The following is a 13166-nucleotide window of genomic DNA, read 5'->3' as shown; positions in this document are numbered from 1 at the left end:
GTGCTTTTTTATTGAAATGAAAACTCGTTGGTTAACCAGGCTTCCAGTTTGCTTTCTTTATTAAGCTGTATCAATTGCTCTACATCGTTATCGTGCTTATGGGTAGGCTCTGCGGTGTACTTGGCAATAACAGCCTTTAGCGCGGCTAAATTAGCCTGCGTTTTATTAAAATCTTGCTTGTGTTGTATAGCATATTTAGAAAACTGCGACATATAGATGAACCCTAACTGCGGGTTCGTATCCGACAGGTCCATAATAGCCTGTTTCAACTCAATCACAACATCAGGTGTCCCTTCTGTCCATTTTAAGATGAACTGTGTGGCCGCCTCTGTTTTTACAGGCTCGGTACCCCAGTGGGTATGCATCAGCCAGTCGGCTGTTTTGATAACGTCGGCCTCGTATTTGGTATAATCTTCCGGTTTGGTAAAATGATAATCTTTAGGCACTTCATAGCTTTGGGCAAATGCCTTTGTGCTGATGAACAACGTTAGCAATAAAACAGACCTTAAAATATTTTTCATTCTATTAAGCTGATGCTAAGATAATTCTAATTTTTGAGAGATGGTAAACGTATCCATTATTTTCATCAAAACAACAGCTTCGTCAATAGTACAGGGGTTTGGGCCTTCATCTTTAAAGTAGGCTACTATCTTGGTGATCATCGGCTGCTGAATATGTTCTGGATGGGTAAAATTTACCGTTTCCTCGCCTTTTTCATTCTTTAGGGTAACAAATGTACCAAAGAACGGGAAGGTTATTTTCCCTTTTGTGCCGATGATCTCACAGGTGTCTGTAGCCTCGCTTGGCGCTACATTAAAACACCAGGAGCCGTTCACCACCACTTTGTTCTTGAATACGATCTGCCCGCAAACATGATCGTCTGCAGGGCTAAACCCGCCCTGGTTAAAGCTGTACCCGGTTGAAGATGCCGGTTTGCCAAAGTAATATAACATCAGATCGAGCTGGTGAGGGGCTAGGTCATGAAAATAGCCACCGCCCGAAAATTCGGGCTGCAGGCGCCAGTTGTCTACATCGGCTTGCGGGTTTGGGTTTTGGTATTTCCACATGCGGATCTGCACCGTGCGGATGTCGCCAATGGCGTTGCTGTCTATCAAACTCTTCACATGCAAAAACATAGGCAAAGCCCGGCGGTAATGCGCTACAGTAAGTTTTGCGCCGCTTTCTCGCACGGCATCGGCCATGTTCTGCGCTTCCTGCGCGTTGCGGGTAACGGGTTTTTCTACATAAATATTCAACCCTTTTTCAATAGCGCGCAAGGCATACTGCAAATGTGAAGCCGGTGGGGTAGCAATCGATACCGCGTTAACCTCCGGGTCGTTCATCAGGTCTTCGGCATCGCTGTACCATTTGCCAACATTGTGGCGTTGGGCATAGTCGGCGGCTTTGGCGGCATCGCGGCGCATTACGGCAACCAGTTTGCTATCGGTAATTTTATTATAAGCTTGTCCGCTCTTTTTTTCGGTTACGTTGCCGCAGCCTATAATGCCCCAGTTAATTGTAGTCATGTATGTTTAGCTTAACATTGCCAGCAATTCTTCATCGCTGATGATAGGTATATTTAATTTATTTGCTTTTTCTAATTTGGCAGGGCCCATATTCTCACCCGCCACAAGGTAATTCAGCTTGGCAGAGATACTGCTCAGGATCTTCCCGCCGTTTTGCTCGATAATATCTTTCAACTCATCTCGCGAGTATTTCTCAAACACGCCGGAGATAATAAAGCTTTGCCCGCTGAATTTATCGCTGGCAAGGTTCACTTCTTTTTCTTCGGCCACAAATTGCAGGCCGCTTGCCAGTAGTCTTTCAATTTCCTGGCGATGGCTTTCGTCTGCAAAATATTCGGTGACGCTCTCGGCTATGCGGCCGCCAATTTCTTCGGCAGCAATTAGTTCTTCGGCGGTAGCAGCCATCAGGTTATCAATGGTTTTAAAATGCGCCACCAGTTTTTTGGCAACTGTTTCACCCACGTAGCGGATCCCCATTCCAAACAGCACTTTTTCAAACGGTTGCTGTTTAGACTTCTCGATACCATCCAACATATTGTTGATAGATTTTTCGCCAAAGCGGCCAAGCTTCTTAAGGTCATCGGCACGTTCAAATAAATGATAAATATCGCTGATGTGCTTAATAAAATCCTGGCGGTAAAGAGTTTCAATAGTTTCGTCGCCCAAACCATCTATATTCATCGCTTTGCGGCCAATGTAGTGCTGCATTTTGCCCATGATCTGCGGCGGGCAGCCTTCATCATTGGGGCAATACCATGCAACCTCGCCATCGGCACGAAGCAGTTTGGTGTTGCAAGCAGGGCAATGGGTGATGTATTCAATAGCCTTCGCGCCGGGTTTGCGTTTGTCGAGATTCACGCTAATGATCTTAGGGATGATCTCGCCGCCTTTTTCTACAAAAACGGTATCGTGTTCGTGCAGTTTAAGGCGTTCGGTTATCTCATCAGCGTTATGCAATGTGGCGCGTTTTACAGTGGTGCCTGCCAGTAGTACCGGCTTTAAATTGGCCACCGGGGTAACCGCGCCTGTGCGGCCAACCTGGTAGGTAACAGCCAGTAATTCGGTCTCCACACGTTCTGCCTTAAATTTGTAGGAGATAGCCCAGCGTGGCGATTTGGCGGTGAAGCCAAGTTCCTGCTGTTGCGAGTAGTTGTTTATTTTAATAACAATGCCATCAATGTCATAACTCAGGTCATGGCGGGCGATATCCCAATGGTTAATAAACTCCAATACGCCGTTAATGTCACTTACCAAACGGCTATGGTTATCTACATGGAAGCCCCAGTTTTTAACAGCTTCGAGGCTTTCCCAGTGGGTTTTGAATAAAGTTTTTTCGGTGTAAAGGCCATATAAAAAACAATCCAGCGGACGGCTGGCAACCTCTGCCGAGTCCTGTAGTTTCATAGTGCCAGATGCAAAGTTACGGGGATTAGCATATGGCACTTCACTGTTATCTACACGCTCTTTGTTCAGGCGTTCAAAAGCTTTCAGGTGCATAAATACCTCGCCACGAATCTCGAACAGATCCGGGTAGTTGCCGTTATCTAATTTCTTGGGTATGCTATGGATGGTACGAACGTTAGTTGTCACTTCATCGCCCTGCGTACCGTCGCCACGGGTAACGGCACGGGCAAGTTTGCCATTCTCGTAAGTAAGGCTCATAGAAAGGCCGTCGAACTTCAGCTCGCATACATATTCAAAATTATCGCCTATTGACTTGCGGATGCGCTGATCAAAATCTATTAACTCCTGCTCGTTATAGGTGTTTCCTAACGAGAGCATCGGCCAGCGGTGCTTAACCGTTACAAATTCTTTGGTGATATCACCACCAACCACCTGCGTAGGCGATTCGGGGTCTAAAAACTCGGGGAACTGTTTTTCCAGCGTGCTTAGCTGCTCCAGCTTTTGGTCGAAATCGTAATCAGAAATAGTAGGCATAGCCAGCACGTAATAGTTGTAAGTGTGCTGTCTCAGCTCGGCAGTAAGGGCCTTAATTTGGTCTTTGGCTTCGTTAGGCGACATGATAGCGAAGATAGTTTTTTTAGTTAATGGTTCATAGATGATGGTTCATAGCATTGATTTTTTTACCATGAAATATTATCTATGAACTATTTGCTATAATCCATAACAGCCACCACAGGGTAATGGTCTGAAGGGGTGCGGCCATGGTAAGTGTTTGTTAAAATACCATACCGCTTTACCTTAAATTGTTTGGTTACAAAAATATGGTCGATGCGTTTATCACCTGCGGTATTGGCTTCAAAACCGTTGAAAGTATCGCTTGGCGCCAGTTTTGTAGACGATAATACATAACTATCCTTCAGCACGCCCGAGTTGTTGATCACCGCGTAGCTATCTGATGTTTGATCCACGTTGAAATCTCCTGTCAGGATGGTTGGGATAGTACCTGCCATTTGTTTTATCTTTTGCAATACAAGCTTGGCGCTTTCCCTGCGGGCAACTACACCAATATGATCCATATGAAGGTTAAAGAAATAGAATATTAACCCGGTTTTGATCTCTTTAAACTGCGCCCAGGTACACAAACGTGGGAACATTGCATCCCAGCCTTTGTTAGGTTTATCCGTAATGTTCGACATCCAGAAATCGCCTGTTTTTAACAATTTAAACCTTGTCGATTTATAAAATATGGCTGAATGCTCGCCGCCGTGTTTACCATCATCGCGCCCCGCGCCAACCCATTTGTAGCCGGGCAGGCTGTCAGTAAGCTCAGTCAACTGATGATATTTTGCTTCCTGTGTACCAAAAATATCGAGGTCCTGAAATTGGATGAGTTTAGCCACCCAGGGGTAGCGGCCGCCCCAACCATTACCTGCGGTAGAGTCACCTTGGTTGGAGTAACGCAGGTTGTAGGTGCCGATATTAAACTGTTGTGCCTGGGTTATTGAGGCTGTTGCTGTAAGCAGTAGCATTAGGAGTGTTAATTTGATTTTCATATAGATAGAATTGAAATCCAAATATAAAAATTCATTGCCGTCCCATTTATGGGGCGGACTAATAAATTTCCTAATTGGCTTTAGCCAAAGGTTCGGCTGAAGCCAGAAATGCTATTGGTTATCCGTTGGCTAAAGCCAGCGGTAATGAACAGAATGAACTAATCTTTAATTAACAAATCTCCTCCTGATAGCTATCGGGACTCTAAATCTCTCCCTCTCTCTTCCTCAAAAACCATTCGGCGCTAAGCAGCAATAGTATCAGTACAAAAAACCATTTTACATCAATCAGATCGCTGTAACGTTTATCTTCATAAACAACAGTTTTGATGTTTTCGTTTTTGCGGATCAGGTCGGCAAGTTTACTAATTTGCGATGGCAACAGCATTTGCCCGCCAGATTGTGCCGCAATGCTACGCAGCAATTGATGGTTAGCCGTGCTTTGGCGGGTCTCCAAATTAAGCTGCTTTATAGTGATCTGCCCGTTAGCGGTAAATGCCTGTTTGCCGTTGCTTGTAGTGGCGGCGTAAGTGTATTCGCCAACCGGCAGGGTGCCTGCATTAAGCTGGTAGCTTTGCCCGCTGCGTGTGAACAAAAAGCTGTAGTTCTTACCCGATTGGCTCTTCAAATTGATCTTTACATCCGGCGTGTTGATAAGTTCTAAAGCGTCATTATACAACTCGGCGTTTAGCAGCACATTTTCGCCCTCGTCAAAAACGTTTTTGGACGCGTAAACCCTAAAGCGCTGGCGGTTGGCGTTAGCGGTAAGGTATTGCACGGTTTGGCTTAGTAATTCTTCTACGGCGTGGTGATTGCCAAATTCGCGGTATTCGGCCAGTTGCCAGCGCCATAGGCCTTCGCCGGCAAGCACGGCAGATTTGCGGCCACCCTCATCATTAAAAGCCAACAGGGGATACAGCGTTTCTACATTGCCAATCTTTTGTTTAAGCAGTACCGTAGCTGTGCCCAATGCTTCGTAATTGCCAAAGGCTGCAACCAATGGCGGTAGTTTGCTTAGTTTATTTTGGGTAGAATCCGTCAAAATAAAAGCTGAGAAAGTACTAACCGGCTGCGCAAATGCTTCCTGTACTTCCTGGCTATTGGAGGTTACTTTGACCGATTTTTGCGCGGTATTAAATGCCGACAGGTTGGTTTGCGTACCCGCTATGTGCCAAAGCGGCGTTTTGCTTTGCAGCAAAGTTTGCAATTTGCCGTAACTGCCAGCTGATAGTTGGTAAAGGATAGCCATACTGTAATCCGCCAGTTTAAGGGAGCTTATATCGCTTACCAAGCTTGTTTTCACTTCAAAGTTTTTATTGTTTTCGATGCCTTGTTTAATAACGGCCAGATCTGGGTGGGGGCCATCATATAGCAGCAATATCTTTTGGCGGGCATCCAGCACATCAATATAAATAGTTTCGGTATTGTTTTTTACCGATAGTTCATTTTTTACCGGGGCGAGGCTGATAGTAAACTTGCGGATACCTTTTTTATCGGCATTCAGCTTCACCGGGATAACTTTCTTAAACGCTGCCGAGGTAATGGCAATGTTTTGTGCATTTACCTGACGGCCATCCTGTGTAATACTTAACCGCATTTGTTCGCCCGCGCTCTGGTAGGCTTCGGCTAATGTCTCTACCTCAAAATCGTTCCCCAAAAAAGCGGTTTTATTATAGTTTACGTTGCTAATGAGCAGATCACGGCGGGGGATGGTATCGCCAAGGGCGATGGTGTAAATATTAGTTTTGATGTTTCGCGCCTCGTATTGCGGGTCTGTGCCAAGGTTGTAGAGGCCATCAGTCGCCAGCACTAATGCGCCGATATTACGGTTAACAAAGCGTTCGTTCAGTTGGTGCAGGGCCGAGGAGATGTTGGTCTGCCGGCCGTCATACTTAGTAGACAGGTTATCTTTCAGGTCCTTATCAAAATGAAATTCGTGGACCTCGTAGTTATCGCCAAGCTCTTTTTTTAAAGTAGCAAGCGCCCCCTCTAAATCTCCCCCGATAGGGGAAACTTTTTGACTTAAAACCCTCCCTTCCGGGGAGGGTTTGGGTAGGGCTCCAAACAACTTTATCGATTCCGAATTATCCTGCGCTATCAGCACTACGGGTTTTTGTGGCAGGTAACTGGAAGAACGCACCAATGGCGAAACGAGCAGCAGCGCTAAAAAACTAACCACCAATACCCTGAACGCAAACAAAGCATAGCGTATGCCCTTTACCAATTGCACCGGTTTGCGGTACAGTAACCAAGCATAAAGCAAGCCCAAAACCAAGCAGGCAGGTACCCACAACCCCGAAACTGATCCCCAGGTTAGTGACATTAGTTAAGCAGGTAATGAGTGGTGAAACGTTTGTTAAAGCACATAACATCCATACCCGCAAAATGCGAAATTATTGTGGAACGGTTTAATTAATTTTTATGCGGATTGGCCCTTTAATATGTCTGACATCTACCGGCTTGCCTTTTTGTGTGATAGTAACCTTGCCGCCCTTCTGTAACTCAATAGCCGCATCCCTTAGGTCCTGCATGTGCTTGCGCCAGTTGGTTGGGAATAATGCCCGCGCTACCTCACTCGGGCAAACGGTTTTATCCGGCCCGCGTTCGGTGGCCATAGTTAGGATGGTTTGGGTGATGGAGTTATTGGCCATTCTTTTATAACAAAAGCGACAAGTTTATGCTTGCCGCTTTTGATAATTTATGATGCTTTTAGTTGGTCAAATGTTCACGTTCACGATTGTGAACACAGGTTGTTTTTTACAATCAGCTAATAATCAATATTTTGCATTTTAATCTACTGACAAAACATTGCCACCACAAGGTATCAGTTTTTTACTTTTTATTTTTTACTTACTACGACATCCCACCATCGACAGAAATTACCTGCCCGGTGATGTATGCTGCCAGGTCTGATGCCAGGAAAACGCAGGTATTAGCCACATCTTCGGGCTCGCCGGCACGTTTTAAAGGGATAGCTGCCGCCCATCCTTCGACCACTTTAGGGTCTAAAACGTCCGTCATTTCGGTACGGATAAAGCCCGGGGCAACCACGTTGGTACGGATGTTACGCGAACCTAATTCTTTAGCAACCGATTTGGAGAAGCCAATGATACCCGCTTTTGAAGCCGCGTAGTTAGATTGCCCCGCGTTCCCCTGGATGCCTACAACCGAGCTCATGTTAATAAACACACCCTTACGGGCTTTCATCATAATTTTTGATGCCGCCTTGGTAACGTTGAAAATCGATTTAAGGTTAACATTCAGCACGTCGTCCCATTGTTCTTCGGTCATGCGCATCAGCAGGCCATCTTTGGTGATGCCGGCGTTGTTCACCACAATATCTAAAGCGCCAAAATCGGCCACAATATCGTTGATCAGTTTTTCGGCTTCGTCAAATTTAGAGGCATCGCTACGGTAACCTTTTACCTGTGTGCCTGCGCCCTGCAATTCTTGCTCAAGCGCCTGGCCTTTTTCAACCGATGATAAATATGTAAAGGCAACATTAGCGCCGTGTGCAGCAAATGTTTCTGCTATTTTGCGGCCTATACCTTTTGATGCACCTGTAATAAGTGCCGTTTTTCCTTCAAGTAGTTTCATAATTAAGTATGAGTTTTTCGAGTGGGTGAAGGTAAGAAATTTTGAATTAGCGCAAAAGCGGTGTTTTTTTCAATTGCATTAACTAAAACTGAATGATCAAAAAAGCATTTGTAGCAAAGGTGTGGAAGCCCGGCGTAACGGAACCACCATCCCGTGAGTTATAGTTAGCACCTACAGCACCCAAGCTATATTTTGCCTCGATACCCAAGCTTATATTTTCACTTAATGAGATGTTGAACCCCGCTTTAGGGGCGATATAAGTTTCTTTTTGGCTGGCCGATGCGGAGACGGAGGTCGACGTGCCTTCGCCCGCTGTCATTTCAAATTTGGTAAATACAAAGCCCGCGTTTGCGCCGCCATATATACTTACCAAACCGCTGATGGGCAGTTCGTAGGCTGTTCCCAAATAAACGCCCAGTCCGCTGTAATTGCTGTAGGTAGCTGTGTAATAGTTTACGTCATCTTCGGTATAGGTAAAGCTGCTTTGTTTGGGTTTGTAAGAGCGGTAATCAAGCGTGGCCGAATATACCACACGGCCCATTCTCCGCCTTACAGACGCGCCAAATACTTTGGCACCCTTATAGATCTCCTTCAAGTCGCCCTGCGGCGACTCGTAACCGCCACTAATGGCCATCATCCAGCCATCCTGCATTACATAGCCGCCGCTATTGTAGCTGCTGCCGCCAAGCATATCGCCATCGCCATTGATGCCCTGTGTGCGGCGTTGCGCGTTAGCTGTAAAACAAAAGGTGATGAATAAAAAAGAAAAGGCAATAGCTATCCGGCGGGTGGATGTTTTTGATTTTGGGGTGTACATTGTGTTAGATAAGGCTGGTTAAGGTCTCTAAAATAACAGAAATATTTTACCTGAACGAAAAAAAGGTTCGATTTTTTCATTTGTTAAACCCCTATCCCAGGCAAATAAGAACTAAATTAATCGCACATTTATATCGTCATATCAAACATATAAATCCTTAGTACGTTCACCACTACAAATAAAAGACCACTTCATGCCCACAAAAAAAATAATTGCCCCCTTTTACGAACGCCTTGCCCTTGTACTCATCGGCGTTTGCATCTTAGGATATATTGTTGTTGCCGGTAAAGAGATACTGGACCCTATGATGTTTGGCTTCCTGTTTGCGGTGCTGCTGCTGCCGGTATCAAACCTGCTGGAAAAGAAACTGCGTTTGCCACGCAGCGCGTCATCTTTTATATCCATACTGTTATTAATTAGCTTTGTTGGAAGTATCTTATACCTGATAGGGTCGCAAATATCAAACATAGCCAACGACTGGCCTATGCTGCAAACGCAGGTAAAAGAATCAATAGCTAACCTGCAGGTTTGGGTGCAGGATACCTTCCATATCAACGCGCATAAACAAATAACATACGTAAATAGCACTGCCGATAAAATTATGGCATCGGGCACGGCGGTATTGGGTACCACATTCGGTGCAGTATCATCGCTGTTATTGTTCTATGTATTTATATTGATCTTTACCTTCTTCATTCTTTTTTACAGACGCTTGCTGTTCCGCTTTATTACCTGGGTATTTAGCGACGACCATAAAGAGGTTGTGGTTGATATTGTAGAGAACGTTCAAAAAATATTGCGCCAGTACATCTTTGGCTTGCTGATAGAAATGGTGATCGTATCTGGCATGGCTATTACCGTGTTTTATATCCTCGGCATAAAATACGCGGCCTTACTGGGCATTATTGTAGGGGTGTTTAACATTATCCCGTACATAGGGATATTTAGTGCACTATTACTAAGTACCATTGTAACATTTGCCACCGGCACCATTAGTCAAACACTTTTTGTTACGGGTAGTGTAGTGGGTATCCACCTTGTTGATGCTAACTTTTTACTGCCTGCAGTTGTGGGCTCAAAGGTTAGGCTTAACGCGTTGATATCATTTGTTGGTATTATTATTGGCGAAATGATGTGGGGATTATCGGGCATGTTCCTGTCAATCCCGGTCATAGCCATTTTTAAGATAGTATTCGATAGGGTAGCAAGCCTTAAACCATGGGGTTACCTGCTGGGCGGAAACTATGAGTACAATGAGTCGGCAGAGAAGGAAATGAAAACAGAGTAGCTTAGCCGATGAGTTTGTAAATGCTGATGTAGATGGTGATACCATAAGCCATCAGCATAATAGTGTTCAATACCAATAGCCAGTTCAAGTCGTTTTTGCTGAATTTTTTGATGGAGCAGATGACAAGCAAGGCTATGAACCCCAATATCAGCAGGATAGGAAATACTAACGTAAACGGATTTTTGGGCGATAGGTAAATGTGCTGCAGTTTAGCGGTATCGCCCTGTAAGAATGGCACTAACGCTATAAGCAATAAAAAGAAAAATAAACGGGTTACAACTTTAGCGGCTATCTGGCTTGTTTTCATTAGCGGCCAAATTAGTAAATTTGGCGTTATGTATAATCACCGCAAACTATCCTTGCTCATATTTTTACTGTTACCTGTGTTTACTTTAGCGCAGGTTAAGCCGGCAACTTCGTTCCGCATTGTGCCTTTGGGCGTTTTAGGCGGTGCCGATGAAAGTAACCTATCGGCTTATATGCTGGCGGCAAAAGGCACTAATAATTACATCTGTTTAGATGCCGGGACAATTCATGCGGGTATTGCCAAAGCGCAAGCGTACAAAACTTTTACTGTGCCTGCCGCGGATGTATTGCGGAAATATATTAAAGGTTATTTCATCTCCCATGCGCATTTGGATCATTTGGCGGGGATGGTTATGAACGCGCCGGATGATAGCACCAAGAATATCTACGGATTAAAAAGCACGCTGGAAACCATAAAAACCCATTATTTTACCTGGGAAAGCTGGGCTAACTTTGCCGATGATGGCGGCGCGCCGCTACTCAAAAAATATCATTACAAACCCTTAGAGCCGGGTATTGAAACGGCTATTGAAAATACAGACCTGCAGGTGCAGGTGTTTCCGCTGGCGCATTCCAACTTAACCAGTACCGCGTTTTTGGTGAGGAGCAAGGATAACTATTTATTATACCTGGGTGATACCGGCGCCGATGAAATTGAAAAAAGCCAGAACCTGCACAACCTGTGGGTTTCCGTAGCCCCATTGGTAAAAGCTCAAAAGTTAAAGGCTATTATGATAGAGGTATCATTCTCCAGTGAACAACCCGACAAAAGCCTGTTTGGCCACCTTACCCCGCGTTTGCTAATGAACGAAATGGGCGAGCTGAGTAAGCTCAGCAATACATCCTTAAAAGGGTTTAACGTTGTGGTTACTCACCTAAAGCCGCCTTATAAAAACATCACCCAAATAAAAGCGGAGCTTAAAGCCGGCAACAAAATGCAGTTGAATTTAATTTACCCTCAGCAGGGCAAGGCGCTGGAATTTTAGGGTTTACTTATCATCTAACAGATCGATACAGTTTTTAGACATAGCTTTTAAGCGGGCATCAAGCGTTGCCGCGCCTTGTGTATCTTTCATGTTTTTATAAAGCATTTTTATAATGGCAAGGGTCTCGTCGCTTGGGTCGCAGGCCTGGGCTTTTTCCAAATGGGGCAGGGCTTTTATTGCTGCCGCGATGTACAAAGCGGTAAGGCGTTTATTCTCGTTGATGTCGCTTTTTGCGGCGTTCAGTTTTTCGCTTATAGCGGTAACGTCTTTAAGATAAAGATACCCAAGCGCCCTATGGGCTACGTAATAGTTAGGCACTGCTACAGCTACCTTTTCGTAATACTCAATTGCCTTTACCGATTGTCCGTCGTTTTCAAACAAATTGGCTATTGAATAATAAAAACTGTTGCGCATGCTTTCCTTAAGCTTATCGGCATTGGGGATGATGTCTTGTCCAAGTGTTAGCGCATCAACCTCGCCCTGAAGGCGTTTCAGATTAAAATCGAGGTATTTATTATATACCTCATCAGCGGTTTGCGCATGGGTGGTAGCAGCGGCAAATAATATGAACGACAGGATAATGAGTTTCTTAAACATAAGCGGTTCTGTAATAGCTAATATCGAATTATGAATTAAGAATAATAAACTAAATGTAAATTATTTACACATCGGCATTCATCATTCAGTGTTCGATATTATTATTCTTATGACCGGTTTAAACCACATTAGTTTAGTGCCTTCCATTTTTGATACGCCTCCCTCATGCAATGTCCGCAGGGGCGGTAGTTGTTATCTTTAGCTTCCGATTCGTCAGCAAAAAACACCCGGTTTTCCTCATTCATTCGCTTGCCTGAGGTGCAACTCAGCTTACCGTAGATATTCAACTTACGGTTGCCACCAATTGACACCTTGCCCGCATCTATCGATAGTTTTAATGCTTTGGCGCGACTAAAAGCACTATCGCCCAGATCAACGTGCCTTATCATGTAGCATCATGGAAGATGATCCCCAGCGTGTGCCTGTCGCCCAGGGTTACTTCGCTTACACCGTGTTTCATATTTACGCGGTAGTAACCCCTTGTGCCCATTACCGGCCTAAAGTTGGTGGTGAAAAGCAGCACGTCGCCTTTCTTTGGGTTTAGTACTATGGCCTTCGATTGCATCCTTGGCCGTTGTTCTACCAGTACAAATTCGCCACCCTCAAAATCCTCACCCGGTTCGCTAAGGCACACCACCAGTTGCATAGGGAAGTACACTTCGCCGTAAAGGTCCTGGTGGATAGCGTTGTAGCCGCCCTTGTTGTACTTTAATATTAGTGGGGTAGGGCGCAGTTGGCCATGTTGGTGACAGAGGTCTGTCAACTCGTTCAAGGTGGCCGGGAACTGCTTGTTAATGTTCAATACCTCCATCCATTTATTAGCGATGGGGACAATGTTTGGGTACACGGCTTCCCGCAATTGCTGCACCACGCCCGGCAACGGGTAGCTGTAATATTTGTATTGCCCCAAGCCGTAGCCATGATGCTCCATTACGATGGTTTTGCGGTAACCGGTTTCGTCTGCATAGTGGTCTATCAACTCATCACACTCATCTGCCGATAAAATATTGGGGATGGGAGCATATCCTTTGGCGTGCATGCTTTCGGCTACCTCCACCCAATTTACTTGCGAAATTCTTTCCTGTAATTCCATAT

Annotated in this window: 14 protein-coding genes; 2 read left to right on the top strand and 12 right to left on the bottom strand. The window is 45.0% G+C overall.

Annotated features, from left to right (window positions below):
* Nucleotides 1–8 precede the first annotated feature (8 nt).
* From RHM67_RS16790 to RHM67_RS16755, 8 genes are all read right to left on the bottom strand, one after another.
* Nucleotides 9–521, bottom strand: a complete 513-nt coding sequence (locus RHM67_RS16790) for a hypothetical protein (protein ID WP_322228130.1) — start codon at nucleotides 519–521, stop codon at nucleotides 9–11.
* 15 nt (nucleotides 522–536) lie between these two features.
* Complete coding sequence (locus RHM67_RS16785) at nucleotides 537–1526, bottom strand: Gfo/Idh/MocA family oxidoreductase (RefSeq protein WP_322228128.1); 990 nt, start codon at nucleotides 1524–1526, stop codon at nucleotides 537–539.
* 6 nt (nucleotides 1527–1532) lie between these two features.
* Nucleotides 1533–3548, bottom strand: a complete 2016-nt coding sequence (ligA, locus tag RHM67_RS16780; protein ID WP_322228126.1) for an NAD-dependent DNA ligase LigA — start codon at nucleotides 3546–3548, stop codon at nucleotides 1533–1535.
* 86 nt (nucleotides 3549–3634) lie between these two features.
* The gene (locus RHM67_RS16775; RefSeq protein WP_322228125.1) at nucleotides 3635–4483 is read right to left on the bottom strand and encodes an endonuclease/exonuclease/phosphatase family protein; all 849 of its coding nucleotides are present in this window, start codon (nucleotides 4481–4483) and stop codon (nucleotides 3635–3637) included.
* 202 nt (nucleotides 4484–4685) lie between these two features.
* On the bottom strand, nucleotides 4686–6803 hold the full coding sequence (locus tag RHM67_RS16770) for a hypothetical protein (RefSeq protein ID WP_322228124.1): 2118 nt from the start codon (nucleotides 6801–6803) through the stop codon (nucleotides 4686–4688).
* A gap of 85 nt (nucleotides 6804–6888) precedes the next feature.
* Complete coding sequence (locus RHM67_RS16765; protein ID WP_322228123.1) at nucleotides 6889–7131, bottom strand: DUF3253 domain-containing protein; 243 nt, start codon at nucleotides 7129–7131, stop codon at nucleotides 6889–6891.
* A gap of 202 nt (nucleotides 7132–7333) precedes the next feature.
* Nucleotides 7334–8077: a 3-oxoacyl-[acyl-carrier-protein] reductase gene (gene fabG / locus RHM67_RS16760; protein WP_322228122.1), complete on the bottom strand. Its 744-nt coding sequence runs from the start codon at nucleotides 8075–8077 to the stop codon at nucleotides 7334–7336.
* A gap of 82 nt (nucleotides 8078–8159) precedes the next feature.
* Nucleotides 8160–8894: a hypothetical protein gene (locus RHM67_RS16755; protein ID WP_322228121.1), complete on the bottom strand. Its 735-nt coding sequence runs from the start codon at nucleotides 8892–8894 to the stop codon at nucleotides 8160–8162.
* Nucleotides 8895–9087: 193 nt separating this feature from the next.
* On the opposite strand from RHM67_RS16755, the gene RHM67_RS16750 reads away from it, so the two are divergent.
* A complete protein-coding gene (locus tag RHM67_RS16750; protein ID WP_322228120.1) occupies nucleotides 9088–10182 on the top strand; it encodes an AI-2E family transporter in 1095 nt (364 codons plus the stop codon).
* Nucleotide 10183: 1 nt separating this feature from the next.
* Here RHM67_RS16750 and RHM67_RS16745 read toward each other — a convergent pair whose 3' ends face one another.
* Nucleotides 10184–10489 (bottom strand): hypothetical protein, encoded by a 306-nt coding sequence (locus RHM67_RS16745; RefSeq protein ID WP_322228119.1) that lies wholly within the window; start codon nucleotides 10487–10489, stop codon nucleotides 10184–10186.
* 28 nt (nucleotides 10490–10517) lie between these two features.
* Between RHM67_RS16745 and RHM67_RS16740 the strand changes: the two genes are divergently transcribed.
* On the top strand, nucleotides 10518–11474 hold the full coding sequence (locus RHM67_RS16740) for a 3',5'-cyclic-nucleotide phosphodiesterase (protein ID WP_322228117.1): 957 nt from the start codon (nucleotides 10518–10520) through the stop codon (nucleotides 11472–11474).
* A gap of 3 nt (nucleotides 11475–11477) precedes the next feature.
* On the opposite strand, the gene RHM67_RS16735 is transcribed toward RHM67_RS16740, so the two are convergent.
* The 3 genes from RHM67_RS16735 to RHM67_RS16725 form a co-directional block, all read right to left on the bottom strand.
* Complete coding sequence (locus tag RHM67_RS16735; RefSeq protein WP_322228116.1) at nucleotides 11478–12071, bottom strand: hypothetical protein; 594 nt, start codon at nucleotides 12069–12071, stop codon at nucleotides 11478–11480.
* A 128-nt stretch (nucleotides 12072–12199) separates the two neighbouring features.
* Nucleotides 12200–12460, bottom strand: a complete 261-nt coding sequence (locus RHM67_RS16730) for an Ada metal-binding domain-containing protein (protein ID WP_322228114.1) — start codon at nucleotides 12458–12460, stop codon at nucleotides 12200–12202.
* On the bottom strand, nucleotides 12457–13164 hold the full coding sequence (locus tag RHM67_RS16725) for a 2OG-Fe(II) oxygenase (RefSeq protein ID WP_322228113.1): 708 nt from the start codon (nucleotides 13162–13164) through the stop codon (nucleotides 12457–12459). The genes RHM67_RS16730 and RHM67_RS16725 overlap by 4 nt, the downstream gene beginning before the upstream one ends.
* Nucleotides 13165–13166 lie beyond the last annotated feature (2 nt).

The sequence above is a fragment of the Mucilaginibacter sp. 5C4 genome, from assembly GCF_034345625.1.
GTDB classification, from domain to species: domain Bacteria; phylum Bacteroidota; class Bacteroidia; order Sphingobacteriales; family Sphingobacteriaceae; genus Mucilaginibacter; species Mucilaginibacter aurantiaciroseus.
Note: the sequence above shows the minus strand (reverse complement) of the source record. Positions and strands in the feature narration are given on the sequence as shown.